This is a genomic window from Streptomyces sp. NPDC053431 (assembly GCF_044544925.1).
Lineage (GTDB): Bacteria > Actinomycetota > Actinomycetes > Streptomycetales > Streptomycetaceae > Streptomyces.
This window is the reverse complement of sequence record NZ_JBITXX010000002.1, coordinates 716,402-738,921: the sequence shown is the minus strand read 5'-3', so window position 1 is coordinate 738,921 and position 22,520 is coordinate 716,402. Positions and strand designations below refer to the sequence as shown.

General features: G+C 70.5%; 15 protein-coding genes and 3 pseudogenes. 9 read left to right on the top strand and 9 right to left on the bottom strand.

The annotated features are described in order from the left end of the window. Positions 1–62: 62 nt before the first annotated feature. Positions 63–486 (top strand): annotated as a pseudogene (locus ACIGXE_RS09395) (Tn3 family transposase); the annotation flags it as partial. Positions 487–3,710: 3,224 nt separating this feature from the next. Here the strand turns inward: ACIGXE_RS09395 and ACIGXE_RS09390 are convergent. Further along, complete coding sequence (locus ACIGXE_RS09390; protein ID WP_399745130.1) at positions 3,711–4,157, bottom strand: PQQ-binding-like beta-propeller repeat protein; 447 nt, start codon at positions 4,155–4,157, stop codon at positions 3,711–3,713. Continuing rightward, positions 4,154–4,417 (bottom strand): hypothetical protein, encoded by a 264-nt coding sequence (locus ACIGXE_RS09385; protein ID WP_399745129.1) that lies wholly within the window; start codon positions 4,415–4,417, stop codon positions 4,154–4,156. Before ACIGXE_RS09385 ends, ACIGXE_RS09390 begins: the two co-directional genes overlap by 4 nt. Before the next feature lie 334 nt (positions 4,418–4,751). On the opposite strand from ACIGXE_RS09385, the gene ACIGXE_RS09380 reads away from it, so the two are divergent. The 5 genes and pseudogenes from ACIGXE_RS09380 to ACIGXE_RS09360 form a co-directional block, all read left to right on the top strand. After that, positions 4,752–5,813 (top strand): YihY/virulence factor BrkB family protein, encoded by a 1,062-nt coding sequence (locus tag ACIGXE_RS09380; RefSeq protein ID WP_399745192.1) that lies wholly within the window; start codon positions 4,752–4,754, stop codon positions 5,811–5,813. 56 nt (positions 5,814–5,869) lie between these two features. Then, the gene (locus ACIGXE_RS09375) at positions 5,870–6,457 is read left to right on the top strand and encodes a phosphatase PAP2 family protein (RefSeq protein ID WP_399745127.1); all 588 of its coding nucleotides are present in this window, start codon (positions 5,870–5,872) and stop codon (positions 6,455–6,457) included. Between the two features lie 88 nt (positions 6,458–6,545). Further along, positions 6,546–6,968 carry a phage holin family protein gene (locus ACIGXE_RS09370; RefSeq protein WP_399745190.1) on the top strand — a complete coding sequence of 141 codons (423 nt, stop codon included), beginning with the start codon at positions 6,546–6,548 and terminating at the stop codon, positions 6,966–6,968. Further along, positions 6,965–7,414, top strand: coding sequence for a DUF3618 domain-containing protein (locus ACIGXE_RS09365; protein WP_399745125.1), 450 nt, complete (start codon positions 6,965–6,967; stop codon positions 7,412–7,414). The genes ACIGXE_RS09370 and ACIGXE_RS09365 overlap by 4 nt, the downstream gene beginning before the upstream one ends. A gap of 563 nt (positions 7,415–7,977) precedes the next feature. Beyond that, positions 7,978–8,212, top strand: a pseudogene (locus tag ACIGXE_RS09360) (IS630 family transposase); the annotation flags it as partial. 983 nt (positions 8,213–9,195) lie between these two features. On the opposite strand, the gene ACIGXE_RS09355 reads toward ACIGXE_RS09360, so the two are convergent. Beyond that, on the bottom strand, positions 9,196–9,813 hold the full coding sequence (locus tag ACIGXE_RS09355) for a TetR/AcrR family transcriptional regulator C-terminal domain-containing protein (protein WP_399745123.1): 618 nt from the start codon (positions 9,811–9,813) through the stop codon (positions 9,196–9,198). A gap of 65 nt (positions 9,814–9,878) precedes the next feature. On the opposite strand from ACIGXE_RS09355, the gene ACIGXE_RS09350 reads away from it, so the two are divergent. Next, positions 9,879–11,141, top strand: coding sequence for a beta-ketoacyl-[acyl-carrier-protein] synthase family protein (locus tag ACIGXE_RS09350; RefSeq protein WP_399745121.1), 1,263 nt, complete (start codon positions 9,879–9,881; stop codon positions 11,139–11,141). Positions 11,142–11,633: 492 nt separating this feature from the next. On the opposite strand, the gene ACIGXE_RS09345 is transcribed toward ACIGXE_RS09350, so the two are convergent. From ACIGXE_RS09345 to ACIGXE_RS09335, 3 genes are all read right to left on the bottom strand, one after another. Next, complete coding sequence (locus ACIGXE_RS09345; RefSeq protein WP_399745119.1) at positions 11,634–12,620, bottom strand: hypothetical protein; 987 nt, start codon at positions 12,618–12,620, stop codon at positions 11,634–11,636. A 207-nt stretch (positions 12,621–12,827) separates the two neighbouring features. After that, positions 12,828–13,280, bottom strand: a complete 453-nt coding sequence (locus ACIGXE_RS09340) for a hypothetical protein (RefSeq protein WP_399745117.1) — start codon at positions 13,278–13,280, stop codon at positions 12,828–12,830. An 89-nt stretch (positions 13,281–13,369) separates the two neighbouring features. Next, entirely contained in the window at positions 13,370–14,308 is a 939-nt protein-coding gene (locus ACIGXE_RS09335) for a hypothetical protein (RefSeq protein ID WP_399745115.1), read from the bottom strand. Positions 14,309–14,446: 138 nt separating this feature from the next. Here ACIGXE_RS09335 and ACIGXE_RS09330 point away from each other — a divergent pair, with 138 nt between their 5' ends. Further along, positions 14,447–14,578 carry a hypothetical protein gene (locus tag ACIGXE_RS09330; protein ID WP_399745113.1) on the top strand — a complete coding sequence of 44 codons (132 nt, stop codon included), beginning with the start codon at positions 14,447–14,449 and terminating at the stop codon, positions 14,576–14,578. 733 nt (positions 14,579–15,311) lie between these two features. Continuing rightward, entirely contained in the window at positions 15,312–17,324 is a 2,013-nt protein-coding gene (locus ACIGXE_RS09325; protein WP_399745111.1) for a hypothetical protein, read from the top strand. A gap of 366 nt (positions 17,325–17,690) precedes the next feature. On the opposite strand, the gene ACIGXE_RS09320 is transcribed toward ACIGXE_RS09325, so the two are convergent. The 3 genes and pseudogenes from ACIGXE_RS09320 to ACIGXE_RS09310 all read right to left on the bottom strand — a co-directional run bounded on the left by ACIGXE_RS09320 (position 17,691) and on the right by ACIGXE_RS09310 (position 22,425). Further along, complete coding sequence (locus ACIGXE_RS09320) at positions 17,691–19,010, bottom strand: hypothetical protein (RefSeq protein ID WP_399745109.1); 1,320 nt, start codon at positions 19,008–19,010, stop codon at positions 17,691–17,693. 292 nt (positions 19,011–19,302) lie between these two features. Beyond that, positions 19,303–19,386 (bottom strand): annotated as a pseudogene (locus ACIGXE_RS09315) (RidA family protein); the annotation flags it as partial. A 315-nt stretch (positions 19,387–19,701) separates the two neighbouring features. Continuing rightward, positions 19,702–22,425 (bottom strand): LuxR C-terminal-related transcriptional regulator, encoded by a 2,724-nt coding sequence (locus tag ACIGXE_RS09310; RefSeq protein WP_399745107.1) that lies wholly within the window; start codon positions 22,423–22,425, stop codon positions 19,702–19,704. Positions 22,426–22,520 lie beyond the last annotated feature (95 nt).

Here is a 22,520-nt window from a genome sequence, read left to right as displayed (position 1 = left end):
CTGGGAACGACGCGACGACATCCACGAAGCCTTCCTCGGCCTCGCCACCTGCCTGATCACCCACCGACACGTCCAACGCCTTTGTTAGGACCTCTTTAGGCCTGCTCACGCTCGCCGGGTTCGCGTACGCGCCGCCGCTGGCGGACCCGCCGGACCAGAAGATGTGGCGCTTCGACCGCGCGGCACTGGGAGGACATCCTGCGGATCATCGGCTCGATCCACACCGGAGCCGTCCGCGCCTACGACGTGATCCGGATGCTGTCGTGCGAGGGCCGCCCGACGCCGCTGGGGGACGCGATCGAGCACTACGGGCGGATCGCCAAGACGCTGCACATCCTGCGCCTGGCCGACGAGCCCGGCTACCGGCGCCAGATCAAGGTGCTCCAGGAGGGCCGCCACACGCTCGCCCAGAAGATCTTCCACGGCCGGGCCGGGCAGCTCTACCAGCACTACCAGGACGGCATGGAGGACCTGTTGACCGAACTACCGGGGTGTGAGCCGACGAGCACCCGGAAAATCCGCAACCTCGCCCTCGCCGAATAGATCAACGGGACTCACAGCGGGCAACCGTGCCTGAGGCCACCCGAAGATCATTTACGGGGCAAGCCTTCGGGGCGCCTCGCCATGTCGCCAACACGCCCTCCGTCTAACTGATCCCTTTTCACCCCAACAGAGGCCGGATGAAAAGGGCTCAGTGAGGAAATGGGTGTTCTCGCAGCTCAAGCCTACAGATATCATGAGGCCGCAGGACTGCCGCGCCAGGGTTCAGTCACGTGATCATTAGGTAAGCTCGTGGAAACAGAGCCGAGAGGTGTGACCGGCTTTCCCCTGAAATGGAGAGCCGGCAGGTGGACGGATAACTGATACTCGAGCGCGCACAAGGGACCTTCGGTGGGACTACGTCCCGTCCGTACCGGACGGATCCCGCTGTAGGGGCTTCGGCGCTGCGCGCGGTTCCACACCTGGCATCACTGTCGCTCGCCCTACGTGCTCCCGCATTGCACAAGGCGGTTGCCGACTCTTACCGACACCGTCTGTCCGGGCCCGGTCCAGCATCCACAATCCGCGCACCATGCTGCTGAGCGGGGACTGGCCCATGGTCAGCCGGCCACCGGCGCAAACAGGGAACGGCATCGCCCGAGCCGCGCTTCTTCAACCGCTAATGGAGGGGAATCACGCTGAGGAAGCGCAACAGTTCCGGATCAAACTGGCCCAGAGCCCCAGCTAGCAGAAACATACTGCCCGCCGCCGTTTACGAAGACAGTTGCCGCGGAGTACTCGTAGTCGGCTGAATTATCGTAGGTCCAGTTCGAATAAATCGTTCCGTATTTCCCGGGCCCCACCCAAAGGTCACCGGAAGCCAATGGCCCCTTCGGGTAAGCGCCCACCCAGTATTGATTCCAGTTCCCGGTACCCATGAGTCCGGAAGTGAGGTGAGCCGTCCACCCTGAACCGCCACTGTTGTAAACCTGTGTCATTGTGCGGTCGTACTGCCCGCTCGACAGAACACAGGTTTTAAACCAGACAGCGCCTTGGGCGTACCATCCTGAGCATTTTTGCGTGGTACTTGCATGAGCAACCCCTGACAAAGCGACGCCGGCTACCACTACACCGACCAGTATGGCCGCAACTCTTCGAACCCCACTTAACAAGGAATTCTCCTTCTGTAGTCACTTGTGCATCATTGTCCGCGACGACAAGCCTCGCGACTGAGTAAACGCTGCTCGACTTCGCACCCAGTGAGCCCGTTTTCGTCCTAGGCTGGTAGAGCATCTGGTTCACGCGGAGCATGAGTGATTGAGGTAGGTTTACGTGTTTCGTCGGGAATACGCCGACCGGCGCAAAGGCCATCAGACGAAACCGCACAGAGCCAGGCAACCCAGAGCTCTCCAACCTCTCAGCATGACAGTCAGGACGCGTCGTAGCAGCTCATGCCGCGCGGCCCCGGCTGGCGACCACCCGCAGGACACACGGCTCTCCCCTCCGGGCCGGCGATGACCGTGGTGAAGACCGTGATGGCACGATGATCGTCGTGCATCCCCTGCCCCCGTGTCATCGGGCGAGCCTTGCTCCGGGCCGAGATTCGCGGGTGGCCACAGGGCGAAGAATCTTCCGTCGAACTCTAAGCGAGCTGGTCATCAACGCCGGCAGCGCGCCGGCGCCATGCCTGCTCACTCTCGCGCCCAGGGACGGCGGCATCGCCGTGACGGTCCCCGACCAAGCCGGCGAGGCCTCCCACCCCTGAACGTATCCGTGCCACCGTTCGCCGCGTTCGGCCCCGCGCAGCCTCCCGGCCCACTACGGTGCCGTACACACAAGTCGGCCCCGTGACCCCACGGCTCGGGACGCCGGGGGTCCCTGCCACGTCGGCGAGGCAGGGACCCCACTCCCCCGCCGCTACTCACTGCAGTCAGCTTCCTCATGGCTGGGAGCTGATCCACGTGGAGCAGCTCCCGCACCCGCCCCGCGGAAGTGAACGCCACCGGGCGGAGGCCACTCAGCGAAGGTGCGGGGTGGCGATCGCTGCCAGGGTTTGATGGCAGAGGGGGTCCGATCCTCCGTACGGACGGGGCGTCGGGCGAGTCACCCCAGTCGACCGCCCGGCAGAACCTCGTCCTCGACGAGGTCCGCTCGATGACCCCGAAGGAGGACGGCCGCGCCTCTGAGGCCGGCGGAGGCGTTGCCAACCGTCGTCGCGCTGCAGCCGAGCACAGAGCGGAGGTGTCGGACCCAGCCACCCTGGTCGGTGATGGCACGGTGGGCCTCCGTAGCGGTGACCGGCTTGGTGTTGCGGCTCGTCATCCGGCAACCCTCGCGTGCCCCCTGTCCGGCACCGGGCGTCCGCCCTCACCCCAGGCCGCCGCGCCCGGGGCGGGCCTCGGCCACTCGGGCGGGGCGCCCCCCTGCATGATCAGGAAACTTGGCTCGTGGGAGGACTGCCCGCCGGCGCCCGCCCCACCACGTCCGCCTGAGCACCGCCGCCATGGGGGCGCCGCCTGCGGGAAGGGGGAGGAACCGCAGGCGGCGGGAGCCCGTCGTCGCCGTCCACGACTCGGGGGGCTCCGCAGGCGGCAACGCTTCCGCCCGCCCCACGGGGCTACACCTCAAACCATGCCTTCCCAGGCCGAAACGGGTGAATGAAAGCCAGGCGCGCGGGCAGAAGCGCCGAGTGGTTGGGGCACTCCACGGGCCCGCGGCTGGGGCCCGACAGGGAGCAGGCCGGCGAGCAGGCCGGCTCGCACAGTGGTGTGTGCGAGCCGGTCGTCATTCGAGGATGCGTCATCCGGCAGTCCTCCGCATGCACGCGGCTTTGCGTCACCAGGGGCGGTAGGCCGCAAAGGGGCGGACTCCCCCGCCCCACTGCACGGCGATGACCAGCTTGTCGTGGACGAAGAGGTCGGTGACGGGCTTCGACGGTTGACATCCTCCGCGTAGCTGCGTCGGTCTTCCTCGTCGCCGGTGGCGGCGTCGAGGCCTACGGCGCTCAGGGCGAGTGCCTCGTCCTGATTGTGCAGGAGCGTGCGCCACAGCTCGCGGCCATCCGACAGGTCGAAGGAGACGACTGGTCGCACTGTCGATCTTCCCCGCATCGCTGTCGAAATCGACACGCCCCTGGGGGCGGCCGTCCGGGCTGAAGGCGAGGTAGGCCCGCAGCCCGCTCGCCTCGGGCTCGACGACCCGTACGACGAGCGGGTGGGCGGACGTGAACATCACATGGCGCCCACATCGATCGAACGCCGGTCGAGAGGGACGGCCCACCGCTCCTTGCCATCGGCTGAGTCGAAGGCGGCAAGCCGCAACTCGGCCTGGTCGCACACAAGGACGGCAACGACCTGTCGCGCAGCGGCGGCAACCCGGTGCGGGACACAGCCTTGAGCGACCGCGGCCTTCCAGCGTGGAGCGCCGGTGCGCAGATCGAAGGTACGCACGGCATGATCGCCTCGCAGGATGTCGCTGTCACGGACGACCGCAAGGCCCCCGCCGGTGGCGAGGAGATCGGGCTTGGCGGCAGGCTCACCGGTCTCGCTGGCGCGGCGGGCATGCCACAGTTCCCGGCCGCTAGTCAGGTCGAGGGCAGTGACGGTGTCGCATCCTCTGTCCCGCCGTGCCTCGCCGTGGGCGAGCGGTGCCACGGAGTCGTCGGCCTGCTTGCTCACGGCGCAGATCTCGTCGCGGCCGGCACGGCGTACTCCCAGCGGCGCTGACTCGATCCGACGTCGAAGGCCGTGACTGCGTCGAACCGGCTGCGGATGACGGTGCTTCCCACGAACCAGTGGCCGTTGCCATGGGCTGGAGCGCCGGGGTCGGGCGGCGTCTGCCAGGCCAGCTCCGTCGAATCGCCGGGCAGCAGGCCTTCGTCGGAGAGGATGCCGCCCAGGATGGCGCCGCAGCCTCCCCGCACGACGACCAGGGCCACCACGGGCAGCCGCCCAACTCCGCCCTCGACGATGTCCCGCGGCCTCGTCCACGACCGCCTCCCCGCCCACGACCGAAGCCCGCTCCGCGTCCGCCGGCATGTAGTCCCCACCCCGTTGCCGCGCCGCTCCTCAAGGCCGCCGGCATAAGCGATCGATCATCGGCCACACCGTCGGAAATGCCGTGCCACGTGCTGAGCCGAACGCGCCAGCCACGGAGCGCGGACCGGTCACTGCGGTACCACGACGCGGCCTGATCACGTCCTGCTGCGCCTGCCGATGCAAGCGGGACGGCTCTGGTGGCGTAAGGCGGGCGTGGAGGGTTATCCGCCAGGTATGGCGAAACTGCATCTTTCCGGACGTAAGGCGCATCGGGGTGACCAGGCGCAGGCGCACCAAGGGCCGGCATCTGACGAGGTCGGGCCCGGGCCCGAGGTGGAGCGGCCGGCCCCGGACACGCCGGGGAAGCTGCCCAGGCGTGCCTGGGGTGGCGTGTTCAAGGGCGCCCTGCGGGAGTTCAAGGACGACGAGCTGACCGACCGCGCGGCGGCGCTGACGTACTACGGGGTGCTGTCGCTGTTCCCGGCACTGCTGGTGCTGGTGTCGATTCTGGGCATCACCGGCAAGTCGGCGACGGACGCGGTGCTGGCCAACCTGCAGAAACTGGCGCCCGGGTCGGCCCGGGACATCATTACCAGGGCCGTGGAGCAGCTGCAGGGCAACGCCGGCATCGGCTCGATCATGGCGGTCGTCGGCATCGTGCTGGCGGTGTGGTCGGCCTCCGGCTACGTGGCCGCGTTCATCCGCGCGGCGAACGTCGTCTATGACATGCCCGAGGGCCGACCGGTGTGGAAGATCGTTCCCGTACGGCTGGGGCTGACCGTCGTGCTGATGGTGCTGGCCGTGGCCAGCGCGCTGATCGTGGTGTTCACCGGGGACCTGGCCCGCCGGGCCGGGACGGCACTGGGAGTCGGCGACACCGCGGTGACGGTGTGGTCGATCGCGAAGTGGCCGGTGCTGGTGGTCCTGGTCACCGTCATGATCGCGATCCTGTACTGGGCGAGCCCGAACGCGAAGGTGAAGGGGTTTCGGTGGATCACGCCGGGCAGCTTCCTCGCCCTGGTGATCTGGATGATCGCCTCGGCTGGCTTCGCCTTCTACGTGGCGAACTTCGCCTCCTACAACAAGACGTACGGCACCATGGCCGGTGTCATCGTCTTCCTCATCTGGCTGTGGATCTCCAACCTGGCGATCTTGCTGGGCCTGGAGTTCGACGCGGAGACGGTGCGCCAGCGGGCCATCGCCGGGGGCCTGCCGCCGGATGCCGAGCCGTACACCCAGCCGCGCGACACCCGGACCTGGGACGAGGAGGACCGGCGCCGCCTGGACGAGACGTGACCGGCGTGCACCGAGCACGGGGTGTAGGGCGGGTGCGAGGCGGATATCCGCCTCTCATGAGGCTGCTGGCAGGGCTGCGCGACGCTGATCGGGCGCTGAGCGAACAGGCGGCATCCCGCGTCCCGCCGGGCGTCGGCAAGGTGCTCTCTGCGGTCGAGGAAACGGCGGAGGGCACGAAGCTGTGGTGCGCCGCCGCCGCCGCGATGTCCTGGCGGGGCGGGTGGCGGGGCCGCAAGGCGGCGGTGTGCGGTCTGGCCGCCCTGACCATGGCCCAGCTGATCTCCAACGGACTGTGCAAGCAGCTGGCCGAGCGGCCCCGGCCGCCGAAGGAGTGGTTTCCTCGTGACCAGGTCGAGGACCGTCCCGACTCCTCCTCCTTCCCCTCCGGGCACACCGCCGCCGCGGTCGCCTTCACCGCCGCCGTCGCCCCGGCGTGGCCGCTGGCCGGCGCGCTGTGCACGGTGCCGACCGCCATGGTGGCCGTCGAACGCGTGCAGAGCGGCGCGCACTACCCCACCGACGTCGCCGCCGGGGCCGCCATCGGCCTGGCCAGCGCCTGGCTCACCCACCGCGCACCGCATCTGATCCTGCGCCACTCGCAGCCCCTCGCTCGACTACCGCGCGCCAGGTGCGCCCCGATCTGATTGGGGTACACGCGCGCCATGCGGTGGTCCACTGCTGGGCTGCCGTTCACGGATCAGGACCACTACGGAGGTGATCGTCGTGCCGACCATGCAGCCACCCCCTGACCGCGGCCGCACCCGGCAGCGCGCCGACGAGCCGGTGAGCGAACTGGTGCAGCGGGCCTCGCAGCAACTGACGGAGCTGGTGCGCGGCGAGCTGCGTCTCGCGCAGGCGGAGATGAAGGAGAAAGGCAAGCGCTACGGCAAGGGCGGCGGCCTGTTCGGCGGCGCCGGTGTGGTCGGCTTCCTGATGCTGCAGACGCTGGTGGCCACCGCGATTGCCGCCCTCGCGGTGGTGTTGCCGGTGTGGGCTGCTGCGCTGATCGTCACCGCGGTGCTGGGTGTGGTCGCCGCGGTGATGGCCCTCAGCGGGAAGAAGCAGGTCGACCAGGCCGCGCCGCCCACGCCCGAGCAGACGGCTCAGAGCGTGAAGGCCGATGTGGCCGAGATCAAGGAGAGTGCCCAGCGATGACCGAGCGACCCCACGACAAGCCCACCGCCCCCGGCACCGACGAGCTGCGTGAGCAAATTGACCACACCCGCGAGGAGCTCGGGCAGACGGTCGAGGCGCTGGCGGCCAAGACCGACGTCAAGGCCCGCGCCCAGGAGAAGGCCGCCGAGGTCAAGAACCAGGCCGCGGCCAAGGCCGAGGAGCTGAAGGCGAAGGCCACCGACCTGGCCCACCAGGCGCAGGACCGGCTGCCCGATCCGGTCAAGAGCAAGGCCGCCCAGGCCGCCGAGCAGGCCAGGGCGAAGGCGGGGCAGGCCGGTCAGCTGTGGCAGGAGAAGGCGCCTGAGCCCGTGCGGCACACGACGTCCCAGGGGATGCGCCTGGCGCGGGACAACCGCGGCGTGCTGCTGACCGCGGCAGGAGCGGTCGTCCTGGTGTGGCTGGCCTGCCGCCGCCGCAAGGGGTGATCCAGGTGCAGGCATCGAGGATCGCCTACAAGCCGGTCGGCCGGCGCTCGGGGCCGTCAGCGGCATCCGCCATCCCGCAAGGCGCGATCTTCGCCGCGGCCAAAGCGGCCCTCGACCGCGCCGGCACCACCGCACCCGCTCCCTGACCGGATCCTGGCCCGGCTGACACAGAAAAGCCGGAGGCGGGAGGGACGACGCTGACACCGGCCCTCCCGCCGATGGCGACCCGCAACCGAAGGACTCAGGGAGCCATGACCGATCAGCACGCGGCGGCCGCGCTGACCGCCGCAACAGTCGTCGCCGCGATCCCGGCCGCCCGGGCGGCCGCCATCCGCCAAAGCAGCTGTGTCCGGCCTGCCAGAGCCGGCGGCCTCTTCATCTGCGCACGGCCGTTGAGACCGGGGCAACTCCGCTGGGGGCCGTCGTTGTACCGCGCATGATCACTTCCCCGTACCGCGCACGCGCGGCCGTCGTGGGCTGCCGCTGCGGCGCTCGTGGCCGCGATCCCAGCCGCAACCGCCGCCCCCTCCACCGACCTACGCGACAACAGTTGCGGCGAAATCACGCCGACCAGCGCGTCCTGGCTGAACCTGGTGGAGCGGTGGCTCGCCGAGCTGAGCCACAAGAAGCTCGAACGGGGCGTCCACCGATCCGTCCAGGCCCTCGAACGCGACATCCGGGCCTGGCTCGTCGACTGGAACGGGCACCCCCAGACCGTTCGTCTGGACGAAGACCGCCGACGAGATCCTCGACAAAGTCGCTGCCTACTGCCGACGAATCTCCGACTCGAATCACTAGGGAGAAACCGTGTCTCGTATGGCCAGCGCCAGCCAGACGGCTGGTACCGCTGCCAGAACGATCAGCAGTAGACAGCACGGCAGCGGGGACGGCCCCTTGAGCGGTGGCTGGGCTGCTATCTGCGGGGCCACTCGGCGCACGTCGTCGGCGTGATACCACGTCTTACTGGCGGACCCGGTGGTGGTCATCCAGCTGTCCGTACGGACCCGCACTCCATGGGCCAGCGCATTGACATACACCGAGCGAGCACCGACGCCCGGCCACAAAGTGCTCACCTGGCGCGCCGTCAGCCAGTCGCCCGCCGACTCCCCAGCCATATCGTGCCCTTCTCCCGGCAACCGGTGACGCGGCATCACGAACTGTCCCATAGCCAGGCGTAGTTCGTCCCCCTTCCATCGCTTCTCGGGGTTTCGACGCGTTCGGCGGCCCCCAGTCGGCGACGTAGCCGGCGACGACTGCCCGCACAGCGAGCTCGGCGGTCCGCCCTCCCGCGCCCGGGGCAAGGCTTTCGGCGGCCTGCCACAAGGTCTGGCCAGTCAGTTCCACCTCAGTCCCGCCTCCACGGGCCACCAGGCGGACGAGCCCGGTGCGGGCCAAGTCCTGGAGGTCGTGGCTGGCTGTCAGGCGTGCACTGACCGGCCCATACACTCAAGGCAGGGGGCGGGTGATGGTTGGACGACACCGATCTCGTGGTACCCCCAGCCAGCCCTCGTCAGGTCGCATGACCTTCCCGTCGCCGGCGGCGGGGTTGACCATCAGCGTGGCGTGGACCTCCGCTCGGCCGGCCAGGAGGGCGTCATCCCCCGCCTGGCGGGAGACGCCTATCCCCCGCCAGGCGGGGGATGACGCCGATCTCCCGACGAACCTCTGACTCAGGTCACCAGCCGCAGCAGTGGAGTTCGTCGGCGACGGCAAACACGCCGACCGCGACAAGGCCACCGCCGCGCGGAAACCACACGTCGTCGCCGGCCTGTTCGACTGGGCTAACCGGGATCGGGTTCGTCGTGGATGGTCAATGCTCCGGCGAGGTCGAGGTCGGCGACGGTGCCATGTGCCCCGGCGCGAACGAGCAGCACTGCACCGAGCGCGGTGCTCCAGAACGTCCTGGCTTCCACGTTGAGCGGTCGACGGGTCCTCCAGCCGCGACTGTCGATGAGCTGGCTCACGAAGCGCTCGGATTGCCGGAACAGCAACTGGAGGTGCCGGTCGACCACGGGGGCGAGGTCGGGCTTGGAGATCCCTGCGGCGAGTGCTCGCGTGACTGACGGGAGCGAGGGCATGGCAAGTACGGCGCGGGCGATGTTGCGTCGGAACGTCGCCGCGTCGGGGGCTTGGCGACCGATGCGCTCGATCCGTCGGGCGTCGTGCAGCAAGCCGAAGAAGGCGGCGTGCACGAGGAGCGAGTCCTTGGAGCCGAAGTAGTAGGTGACCTGATTGGGGAAGGCGCCTGCCGCGTTCGCGATCTCCGCGACGCTCAGCTCAGCGCCGGGCCGTTCCTTGCAGAGCCGTGCAGTCGCCTCGATCAGCCGGCGCCTCGTCGCGCGACCGCGGTCACGCGACCGAGCCGACGTCGATCGAGCTTCGGTTCGCTTCTTCTCCATACCGAAATTGTATGTGATACAACAATGGCGTTCGCTTGTATCGCATACAAGAAAGGTTGAAGGGCATGCACCAGACCGAAGTCGTCGTGACCGGACTCGGCGCGATCACACCACTCGGGGCGGACGTGGCGTCCACCTGGGACGCCCTGCTTGCCGGCGAGTCCGGCATCCGCGGCGGCGTCCTGCGCGGCCACGAGGACGCCGGCCTTCCCGACACAGTCGCCGGGACGATGGCGATCGACCCCGCCGAGTTGCTGCCGCCGGTACAGGCCAGGCGGCTCGACCGCTCACAGCAGGCGGCGCTCGTCGCGGCGGCCGAAGCCTGGGCCGACGCGGGCGCCCCGGAGGTGGACCCGGACCGGCTCGCCTCGGCGATCGGCACGGGTATCGGTGGTATACGGACGCTGTTGAAGGAAGACGACGTACTGGAGGCGGCCGGGACCCGGCGCGTCTCGCCCCGCACGGTCCCGATGCTCATGCCCAATGCGGCGGCGGCGCTGATCAGTATCGAATTCGGTGCACGGGCCGGGGTCTACACGCCCGTCTCGGCGTGCTCTTCCGGTGCCGAGGCGATCGCCCTTGGGGCCAGGCTCATCCGCGCCGGCGAGGCGGACGTGGTCATCGCGGGCGGGACCGAGGCCGCGATCACCCCGATCACCGTTGCCGGCTTCGCCCAGGCACAAGCACTGTCGCGGCATACCGACGAACCCGCTTCTGCGTCCAGGCCGTTCGCCGCGGACCGCAGCGGATTCGTCCTCAGTGAAGGCGCTGCCGTCGTGGTGCTCGAACGCGCTGAGCATGCCAGCGCCCGAGGCGCGCGCGTCCACGCGGTACTCGCAGGCGCCGGCATCGCCGCCGACGCTCACCACATCACGGCGCCCGCTGCCGACGGCTCCGGTCAGATCTCGGCCATGCGGAAGGCTCTCGCACAAGCCGGCTTGGCTCCCGAGCAGATCAGCCACATCAACGCCCATGCCACCGGAACCCCGGTCGGCGACGTAGCCGAGGCGCACGCGATCGGGGAGGTCTTCGGCCGCGCCACCGTGACAGCCCCCAAGGCCGCGCTCGGTCATCTCTTTGGCGCCGCCGGCGCGATCGAAGCACTCATCGCCGTCCTCAGTGTGGAACACGGCGTCATCCCGCCGACCCGTAACCTCACCGCGGTCGGAGTCGGTCCCGACATCGATCTCGATGTCGTCGCAGAGCGACGAGACGTCCCCCAGGAGGCCGTGCTCAGCAATTCCTTCGGCTTCGGTGGGCAGAACGTCTCGCTCATCGTCACCGGCGCACGCCACCACGCGTCCCGTACGGCCACGACGACACCGTGACCCACGCGAACGCACCGTTGTCCGCGGACCATCCCGTTCGTCCACCCGCAGTCCTCACACAGGACCTGGTTGCGCGGGTCGTTGCGCACCTGCTCCAGGTAGTCGACGGCCTCGCGGGAGGCGTTGATGTCGATGTACTCCGCCGGGTAGCGCTCCAGGGTGTCGCGCTCGTCGGCGTCGGGGTGGTCGAGGAGCGCGATGGCGCGGGTGTGCTTGATGCCCAGCTCGTCCTCGAGGTCGGCCAGGGCCCCCTTCCGCGTGCGACGAGCGCCTGGTCGTGCAGCTCGCCTCCCGCGAGCTCACCAGCGGCAAACGCAAGGTCCACCTGCGGCGCGACGAGGACGGGCGGATCGTCGCGGCCGGCGGCGGGGGCCACGGCGAGGACCACGAGCAGGACGACACGCAGGCCGCATGTGCGAGCTCGGCAGGCACCACGCCGCGGGCCGTTCCTGCCACTCGGTGCTCCCCGAACCGGCGACCTGCCAATGACGCTCATGCCAGCAGGTCGAGCAGAGCCGCACCGTCGTCCGTGAGGCACAGGCGGATCTCCCGGCCGTGGCGTAGGCGCCGCAGCAGGCCCGAGCTGGCGAGCCGGTCGCAGTGGTAGGTGGCGGTGCTGACGGTGATGTGGGCGAGACTCGCGGCTTCCGACACGGACGGTCGCCGGCGCGCGTGGCGCAGGAGGGTGGCGCGGACCGGTCCCAGTACGAGGTCGAGGCGGTCCTGCGCGGGCGGCGGGTGCGGTTCGGTGGACCGGTGGGCGAGCCGGCCCAGCCCCGGGAGTGGGTAGCCGACCCAGATCAGGTCTGGGTCCTCCGCGCTGTATGTGCAGGCGCCGAACCCGGACACCAGCGGGACGAGGACGAACCGGCGCCGCCCCGGTCCGGTGGCGTGCTGTGAGCACGCATGGGGCAGGTGGAGCTGGCCGTCGGCGTACCGGATGGGGGCGCCGAGGTCGTTGATGACCGTGTCGAGCGCGCCGGTGACGGAGGCGACCCCGACGCGTTCCACTTCGCGGCCCAGCAGTGCGTCCGCCTGGTGCCACAGCGGGGCGAAGGCGTCCCAGACGGCGCGTGTGAGGGTCCGGTAGGTGTCGAGGAACTGCCCCGGACTTTCGGCCACGTGCTGCCATGGCGCGGGGACGGCGCTGCCGAACCGGTGCTCCACCTCACCGAGCAGGGTGTCCGGCTCGATGCGGTCCAGCTCGTCGGTGATCGAGGTCGCGGTGCCCGTTCCGCCCCCGGTGTCGGCGCCCGACGTCAGGGCGAGCGAATCGGGTGCCCAAGGATGGCTGGAGGTGAGCAGTGCTTGCAGGGTCGCCGCGGCTGCGGGAGGTGCCGTGTCGCGGATGACGCGCCGCCACTGTGGCGGCATCCCGTGGGAGGCCTGGCCGAAGGTGTCGGCGATGACGGAGAAGAGCGTGGTGCCCGGGAGCCTGCTGACCGACAGTCGCAGGTCTTCCGCGGGGCCGATGGGCACGGTCGGTTCCTTGGGCATGGCCATCCCCCGATGGGTCCCCTGGGTGACCGGTCGTCCCCGGTCGGCTGGGAGCCTAGAGGAGCGGCCTCTTCCCGGAAGGGTGTTGGCCGGATCGTGGGGGAGAACGACCGAAACCCCCGCCGCGCGGGCGGCGGGGGCAGGGGGCCGGGCCGGTGAGCGGTCGAGCCCTGTGTGCGGTCGGGGTGATCAGCAGGCGTTGACCCAGTCGTGCGACGAGATGTTGTCGTTCAGCGGCTCGCCGCCGCCGGTTCCGTTGTACGGGAAGCGGTCGTAGCGCATGTCCATCAGGTAGCTGCCGTTGCCCAGGCAGTACCAGGCCCCGCCCTGGTCGGTGTCCCAGAAGAGCCGCACGTCTTCGTAGGCGCCGGCGAAGCCGTTGTTGTGCACCGACGACGCCTGGTTGCGCATGTTCCGGTCGGCCCAGTTGCCGCTGTCGTCGGACCAGCTGGCCTGTCGCCCGCCCTTCCACGAGTGCTCCCACGCGTACAGGTAGCCGTCGGCCGCCGCGGTGGTGGTGCCGGCCACCGCCACGGTACCGGCCGTCGGCACGGTCGCGGCGTGCGCCGCTGCCGGGAACAGGCCGATCGTGGCCGCGGCCAGCGCGGTGGCCGTGAGGTGGGTGATGCGGTTCTTGGGCATGGACTCTCCTCATGTGATGTCAGCTGTCGGTGCAGGGGTGAGCGACCCGCGCTGGTGCGCGCGGGGGTCATGGTGTGGCGGACCGCCGGTCAGCGGCCCAGTACGGCACGCGCCCGCGGCAGGGCGGCGGCCCGGAGCCGCTCCACCCGCTCCACGGCAGTGCGGTGCTCACGACGGAGTTCCCGGTCGTGGTGGTGGTCGAGGCGCTGGGCGACGGCCGCCAGGCCGCTGTCGTGTGCGCACTGCGCCTCCCGGACGGCCACGCGCACCTCACGGGCCCTGTCGGGAGCGCTCTTTTCGCCGAGGAAGGCGTCCCTGGCCTCGCGCGGGGTCCGGTACGGCAAGCCGTGCTCGCGCATGCACGCCGACCAGGCCCGTACGGCTGCGGCGAACTCGGGTTCGGCGGCGACCCGCTGCCGCCTGATGCCGCCCAGGTTGCCAACGAGGGTGTTCGCCGCGTACCAGCCGGCGACGTCTCCGTACAGGGCGCGCCAGGCCGTCACCCGGCAGCCGTTGCCGTTGTGTCCCACGACCGCGCCGCCGGGCAGTTCGGCGCGCAGCCCCTGCCCGTCGGTGGTGCCGTTGAGGGCGGTCACGGCGGCGTGGCGGCGTTCTGGGGGCAGGCCTCCGAGGTACACCCGGTTCGGGTCCTGGCGGCGGAGCGCCTCGACCCGCGGTTTGAGGACGCTGCCGTAGCCGTACCGCCCGGCCCACTGCGCGTCGTCGACGACGTACGGGAAGTCGCGCGCCTCGGGCAGTGGGTTCTCGGGCTTGGCCCAGTACCGGAACCCGGCCGCCGTCATGCACCGGCGCTGGAGCTCCTGTTCGGCGTCGTGCAGCAGGCTCCGCCCCACGGTGGTGGTGACGGCGACGGTCCCCGCTGGTGCCGCGGCCCCGCCCTCGCCTGCCGGTGCCCCGGCGCTTACGTAGCCGGTGACGGCGAGGAGGAGGGCCGTCCCCGCCAGCGCCGTGGTCGTCAGCCGGCGCCGGCCGATCCCGCCCGGCCGCCGGGAGAACGCTCTCCTCATCACTGATGTGCTCCTGACATGCGTAGGTCACCAGGGCCCGATGCCTTCCGGCCGCGAACCGGTCGCGGCCTGCCCCGGTACCGAGGAGTCTCGCGGGGCGGCCCGCCGGCCCGACAGCCTTTCGAAGGCTTTCGAAACGTGCCCGCGAACGGCACCGCCGCCGCCCCCGCCCGGCCGTGGGCGGCCGCCGGCCATTCGGCCAAGAAACGCGACACCATCGAGCGAGCGATCAACAAGCTGAAACAGTCCCTCGGGGCGTTCGGGTGGTGAGCCGTCGAGGTCGCCACGGTGTGGGCGGTTGCCGACCGCGGGCCGATCGGCCCGCCTCTCACATCCGGAAGGACACATGCGGGACCCCGCTGGTCGTCGAGCGGGAGATGGGGCGTCGGCGGGCGTCAGCTCCCGCTGTTGGGCGAGGTGGGAGCCGCATGAGCGGCCGCCCTCGGCGGCCCGGCCTCGAACCCCGACCTACCCGCCGGGGAGCGCCGGCCCCGAAAATTCACGAGCCACGGTCGTGGATCGTCCCCTCCTGGCTTCACTCCGCTCAGCTGCACAACCCTGAACCCGCCCACACGGGTGCCCCCCCCACACACAAGATCACCTCGGTTTGCGGCTGCGGACCTTCTTACCGGCGCCCCGGTAGCTGGTTACTTGCCACACGATGGCCGGTAACCGGCTGAAGGGCCCCGTGCGCGTCCGCCTAGTGTCCCCAGATGCGTAACACAGCCTCCGGCACCGAAGAATCCGTCGTCGGGCGCAGTCAACCGCTGGACACGACGAAGGGGGCAGCGTGAACGAGCACCAGCCAGGTAGTGGTGCCGACGAACCAGAGCCGCAGAAGCAGCCGACCGTGCCCCCACCTGCCATACCGCCCCACCCACCGCGCCCGGACGGCCCGCCATCCCTGCCTCCCGCTCCCCCGATCGTCCCCCCTCCCCCGCCGCTCCATCCGCCCGCCGCACCCCCGGCCGTCTTCCCGCCCCCGCCGCTTCATCCGCCGGCCGTGCCACCGGCCGGCCCTGCGGGCAAGGGGCGGCACCTGCAAGCGGCCCTGGCGCTGGCCGCCGCCGTCATCGTGGCCGCCGGTGCGATCCTCTGGCCGGACGGCTCCGACAGTTCCGGTGCGGGATCCGACGGTGGGGGCGGTGAATCCCGGGTGGCCGTCGCGCCGGCCAGAGGCACGGCGGCCGCCCGGGAGCTGGAAGCCATGCCGGGCGTGCACCTGTCGGCCGCCTACGCCCCCGGCGACGGAGATCCGCAGACCCTGGCCGAGCTGACCGTCACCTCCGACGGCATAGCCAGCGGAACCCTGCGGATGCCCGTGACCGGGCAGGCTGCCATCGCCTGGTCCGGCAACCAGCTGTACATCAAGGGCGACAACGACTTCTGGGCGCAGCAGAGTCCGCACTACGGCACCGACCTGTCCAGTGGCGGGCATTGGGTGGCGCCGGTCAAACGCTCCGGGTATCACATGCTCGATGCCTTCGGTGTGAATGCGGGCTCGCTGACGCCGAAGGCGTTGGCTTCGATTGTGCGGGAGGTCACCGCCGACCCCGCGGTGGTCGCGGAGGACGCCGGAACCGCGTACGGGCGTAAGGCAACCTCGTACGTCGCACAAGAGCGTACGGTCGTCATCGCCGACGAAGCCCCGCACACGGTGTTCGTCGTCGGCATCAACCCTGCCGATGCCAGCCCGGTCAAGACGGCCGCCTGGCGCACCACCATGGACAGCAGGCCCGTGTCCGCGGTGTACCGGGTGCCGTCCGACGACGGCGACGACCGGTTCTACAACCCGTACCTGGTGGCGAAACCCACCCCGGCCCCGGACAAGGAGACCGCTGCTGCTCGCGCGTCCGCCGACGACGCCAAGGCCAACGCCAAGCCGCCGCTGACGTCCGCCGCGAAGGTCAAGGCAACGCAGGGCCCGGTGTTCGACACCACCTCCGACACCCCCTCCCTGTGCTCGGAAGACCCGTGCTCGTACGCCTTCACCGTCACGAACAACGGAGACCAGCCCGGCGAAGCCGTCCTGCACCTGACCTTCCCCGGCACCAACGAGCGAGTCCACCCGCTCGGCACCATCGCACCCGGACAGTCCAAGCAGGTCAGCGGATCCCGTCCCAACATCGCCAAGGGCACCGGGCGTACCATCCGGCACACCGACTACTCGTGGGTGTACTCCACCGCCCTGTACGGGCCCGACCCCGACGTGGGCCGGCGCCTGCACGCACGGCAGCTGGAACCCGATGATGTGTTCGTCGCCACACCGCTGATGCCCTCCGTCGCGAACATCCTCGACCAGATGACGAGACACCTGCCCGCGGACGACACAGCCGCCAACCAGAAAGCCGTCAACGCCCTGCGCGACGCCAACATGCGCGGCCAGATTTCCGCACTCATGACGATCGCCGCCTCCGGCCGCCTCCAGAACTTCGGGGACCTCGCCGACAGCCTCGACGGCACCGACGCCATCGGCGGCGTCCGCGTACTGGAACAGGTCGCGCACCTGCTGAAGACCGACCCCAACGCCCACGTCTGGTTCGACGGCGGCTACAAGGCCGGCGACGGCAAAACGTACAAGACGGACTACATCTTCACCAGCACCCGCGACGGACAGGAACTCAAGCGCGCCGTCCAGGTCAAGACCATCACGTCCTGGAAAAAGCTCTGGGAACGGATGGGGGACGCCGTCGAGCAGCTCAACGGCGAGCACAAGCTGGGCAAGCCCCAGGGCAAGCGCGGCCCCGAGCAGGCCCCGCCCGGCTTCGAACGCGTCGTGCAGATCAACCTCGAACCGAACGTCGGCGGCGGCTACTACTACACCAGGGCCGACCTGGAGCGCGTCCTGAAGCACAAGGCGTACGCCCAGGGGCGCAAGAAGTTCTGCAAGCACGACGGCAGCATCGGCCTCGAACGCCTCGTCATCGTCAACGCCACCGGCACCTACGAATGGACCGACTTCAAGAGCCTCAACGTCAACTGCCCGGGTTCTTCCGACGGCCCCTCGACCCCGTAGGAAGCAGCCGCGGCCTGCGGGTCCTCGTCGCATGGCCTGGGAACGCCACCCAACGGTGTGCCCGGCGGGGGGCGGAGCCGACGATGACCACCTCACGGACGTCGTCGGGGCGAGAGGAGCAATGGCGACGCCGCGAGGGCAGCCGGGACCCGGCCGTCCCTCGCGGTCTCTCCCGTAACGGGACTGGCGTCTGTCAGGTCACTCGGCGGCGGATCCACCAGGCGCAGAACCCGGTCAGGAGAGAAGACGCACCATCGATCCCCGCATACCCCGCCTGCGTCGCAAGCCGGCACGGACTTGACCTCCACGGCCCGCACTCACAGACACACCGCACACCCGGCACACCGCGATCGAAATGATGGGTCGTCAGAGATGGTGCACGGTGGCCGCGCTGTCCGACCAAAGCCAGTTCACGGGTGAGTACTGCTTCTTCAGCGCGGTGCGCTCGCGCCCGTAGCCCTTCAGCGTGGTCTCCACCGCCGCCGCCAGGTCGTCCAGGTCCTGCGGCACCGGCACCCGCAGCAGCAGGCGCTGCTTGCGGTGTGCGAGGAGCAGCTCCCCTGCGGGTGTGCACTCCAGCAGGGCGAAGTGGACGAGGGGCTTGAAGGGCTTCTCCGCAGTGGGCATCCGGGCGCGCAACACCCCGTCGGCGCTCCACGCGTACAGGCCGTAGCGGTTGAGATGGAAGGCACGGGCACGGTACGGGTCGGCGACGACGGTGAAGTCGAAGCCGGTGAACGGGCTGTCCTCGCGCAGGTGCAAGCCTCCCAGCCGGCCCTGCAACACCCCGCGGTCGTCGACGAGGGCGAAGCTGAACTCCTGCCCCCGGTTGGTCGAACGGTAGATCTTCCCGAACACCGGGACGACGAACAGGTCGTCGCCGAGCGCTGCCGGACGGGTCATCGTGGAGTCGCGGTAGCCGTAGAGGCTGCCGCTGGTCCCGGTGAGTTCCGACAGGGCCTCGGTCAACGAAGGCGAGGGGCGGTTGCCGCGCCCCACCGGCTCGTCGCCGTATCGCACGTGTGCGTACGAGTCGGTGTCGCTCTGGCGATCGGTGCGTGCGTCCAGGGTCGCGATGGCGCGCAGCACGGGCTTGCGGCCCGGGCCGAGGGTAATGCCCGGTTCGGAGACGGCGACGATGTTGGCGTGGGCGCCGGCCCAGTTGCTGAGCCCGTACTCGGAGGTCATGCACAGCAGCCGACCGGCAGGGGTGACGGCGATCGACGCGGCGAACGGATCCTCCGACGGATCCTGCCGGTTCTCCCAGCCCCAGGACATCGGCCAGGAGGCGAGGACCTCGTCCAGGTCCGGGGACAGGAGGTGGGTGCTGCCGGGCTTGGAGCTGACGGCGATCGCGCCGTCCGGGAGGACGGCCAGGGTCGTCCCGTCGCGCTCAGGTATGGCCGACGGGCCGCCGCCCGGAACCGGCTGTCCGAACACGGCGGTGGCGGTGGGCTTTCCGTCGGAGCCGTAGCGGGTGATCAGCTGGTAGCCGAAATTCTGCTCGGCGGGGTCGGCCGAGCCGGCTGCATGCCTGCGGTAGCGGCGCAGGCCGGTCAGCACGTAGGTGTCGCCAGCCGCCGTCGCCACCGCGTGATCGACCCTGAATCCCCACCCGCCGGCTTCGGGATCGAGATGGTGCACGTCCAGCAGGGACGCGGGCGCGGTGATCGGCAGCAGTGTCATACCGGCATCCTCTCCCCTGCCACTGACATCACACTCAGTCAGCCCTCCACGGAGAGTGAGCCAGAACCATATTCCGTGAACAGCCAGCGTGCAGGTGACCACTGAACGCTGTCAGAACCCACGGACGAACGCTGTCGCTTGAAGTGAACGAAGCCACCGCCTGTAACGCGTTCTCGATCTTCTTGTTTGGTACCCGGTCGTGCCCGGAGCCAAGATTCAGGCGGGACGGTTGATCCCTCGGCAGAGATGGCCCGCGGCAGGGACCGCCCGCCGGCAGGGACGGCCCGTCGGGTCAGCAATCAAGCACGGCGGCGACGGCTCCGATCTCTACGAGCTGGCCGTCATAGCCGAGCACGGTGACACCCATCAGTGAGCTTCTTCAGCGTTGCCGCTCCAGGGTGAGGACGGCTTGGCAATTGACGAATTACGGTTGGGGCTGCACCGGGTTCGAAATGCGCGGCCCGGCCCGGCAGGCGACCGAGCGGCCCTGATGTGGTGCCCGGGGTCTGTGCCGCCGACGGGTCCACGGCAGACCTCGGAACTGTCGCTGCGGGCCGTCACCGCTTCCGAGCCCCTCGACACGTGCAGTCATGCAGTGGCGGGCAAGGGTTCTGACGATCCGTGGTGCAGGCCGGACGTCGTCGCCCGGTGCACGACTGAACCCGGCGGCTCCTGGAGCCGTACGGGCTGGTCACTCACGTGCTGGTGTGACGGTGTGCGCGAGCTGGAAGCGTGAGTGCAGGCCGAGTTTCCGGTAGACGCGGGTGAGGGTCGCTTCGACCGTCTTGACGCTGACGGTGAGGGTGGTGGCGATGTCGCGGTTGCTCGCTCCGGCGGCGGCGAGTTCGGCGCAGCGCTGTTCGGCGGAGGTGAGGCTGGGATGGGCGTTGTTGTCCGTGGGGGTGGCTTCCAGTCGGCTGAGGGTGTGCGCGGCGGTTTCGGCCCAGGGGTGTGCTTGGTGGGCGGTGAAGAGGTCGGCGGCGCTCTGCGCGGCGGTGCGGGCGCTGGCGCGTCGGCGTCCGCGTCGTTCGGTGTGGCTGAGCGCCAGCAGGGTCCTGCCGCGTTCGAGGGGAAGGTGGCGGAGGCGGTCGGCCGCGTCGTCGAGGCGCTGGGCCGCGGTGCCGTAGTCGCCGCGGGCGGCGTCCAGAAGTGCCTGGGCGCGTTCGAGCGAAGGGAGGACCGTGTCCCTGCCGAGGTCGGTCGCGGTGCGGCGGGTGTCGTCCAACAGGCTCTGTGCCTGGTCGAGGTGGCCGAGGGCGACGAGGGTCTCGGCGAGTTCGGGATGCCAGCGCAGGACGGACGGGTCGCGGACCTGCTGGAGCTCCTCCAGTGCGCGGACCTCTTCCAGGGCCTCCAGGGCTTCCTTGAGGCGGCCGGTGGCCAGGAGGAGGCCACCGAGGGCGAAGAGGTTGCGGGAGAGGAAGATCTTGTTGTCCTCCTGCCGGGCGGTGTCGACTCCGCGGCGTGCGTGGACGAGGGCGAGGTCGGTGCGCCCGGCGGCGCCCTCGACGAGGGCGGAGGTGTAGCACGCCGGTGCGGGTGACAGGGCGGTCGCGTCGGTCAGCGCCTGGGCGCGGTGGGCGTGGTCGAGCGCCCTGGTGCACCGTCCGGCGCGGAGTTCGGCCTCGGCGAGACCGCGCAGGATGTCCACGGTCGCCTCGGCGTCTCCCGTCCGCTCGGCTTCGACGAGCAGGGGAAGCAGCGCGGTGCGGGCCTCCTCGGGGCGGTCGTCGAAGAGAGCGTGCCGGGCGGCGAGGTGCCGAGGTGTGCCGTTGACCGGGATGGAGGCGGCGCGCGGCAGGGACAGGGCGCGGCTGAGCGTAGTCTCGGCGTCGGGGTGTCCGAGGACGCGTTGAAGGCGGGCCTGCATCGTGAGGGCCATGACGGTGGTGGCGGTGTCGCCTACGGCCTCGGCGAGGGCGGCGGCCCGGCCGGCCAGGGCACACGCCCTGTGGGGGTCGCCCTCGTTGACGTTGGCCCAGACGGATCGGCGGATGAGGATCTGCGCGGTGAGGTCGGATCGTCCGGCCGCCGCGTGGAGTGCGTCGGCGAAGAGTTCGTCCGCGCTCTGCAGGTGCTGGCCGCTCGCGTCGATCAGGGCGACGAGGGCGTCGACGCGTTGGGCGGGGGTGGTGTCGTGGCCCAGGACGAGGCGGGCGGCGGCCCGGCCGCGGGGAAGGTCGCCGTAGTGGGCGGCGTCGCGTACGGCGGTCAGGGCCCGTTCGGTGAGCAGGTCGCTGTCGTCGTGCGGGGTGCGCTGGGCGGCGAGGAGGGAGAGCTCTGCCGCGAGCGCGTGGTCGCCGCGCTGCCGGGCGCGTACGGCGGCGCGGGCGGCGTGGCGGGCCGACCGCGGGTCGGCGGCATCGGACGCCAGCACGGTGTGCCGGTCGCGGCGGACGCTGTCGTGGCTGGCCTCGGCCAGGCGTGCGTGCAGGAGCCTGCGCGCGTGGCCCGGCAGTCGGGCCGCGAGTTCGGTGCCGATCGCGGAGGCGGTGAACCGTACGCTCCCGTCCACCCGTCCGATGTCGAGCAGCCCCGCTGCCTCGGCCTGGGCGAGGGGGGCCTCGACTGCCGGGCCGGCGAGACGGCCGAGCAGTTCGAGGTCGGGCCGGTCGTCCAGTGCGGCGAACGTCAGCAGTTCCTGTACCTGGGCCGGTACCTCGTCCAGCCACTCGCCCACCAGTCGGCGGGCCGTCGGCGGCAGGGCCGACTCGCTTCCACCCTCCCGGTCCGGGAGCAGGCGCGAGGCGTCGGCCAGCGCCAGGGCCAGGGCCGGGTTCCCGCCGCTGCGGGTGTGGATGCGCGTCACCTCGCGGGGGGCGAGCCGGTACGGGGACAGCAGAGCCGCGACCTGAGGGGCCGTCAGGGGCGGGATGCGCACCGCGCACGTGTCCTCCCCGCACCAGTGGCCCGCGCCCCCCGGGCGCCAGGTGCGCTCGGCCGCGATGACGGGCAGGTCCGGGGTCAGGCGCAGCGACCAACCCAGGACGGCCGCACTGGCCGTGTCCAGCCACTGGGCGTTGTCCACCACCAGCGTCATGGGGGGTGCGTCCCGCAGCAGGGCGGCGGTCTGCCGGCGCAGCCGCAGGGCCCGACCGGCATCGTCCGGAAAATTCGGCCGGCCGGCGGCGTCGTCGAGTGCCGCCGTCAGCTCCCGCGCGGCGGGCAGTGCTTGGAGGGCCAGCGCGAGTTCGAGGAGCCCGGCGCAGGGGACCCGGGCGTCCTGCGGACGCGGGGCCAGCCGCAGGACGGGCAGGCCCAGCCGTCGCCCCAAGGCCCCGGCCGCGGTGGTCTTGCCGCTTCCGGGCGGCCCGAACAAGACGATCCGGCGGGTGCCGTGCACGTCCTCCGGGACCACCGGCAGCACGGGACCGGCCTCGTGGGACGCGTCTATCCACATCGCAGAGTCTGGCATCGGGCCATGGTGCGCCCGCCGGCCCTCCCCGGTCCAGGTCAAGGGATTGCCCCGATGTCGGCTGCCTCCCGCGTCCCTAACCTCATGGCCACAGC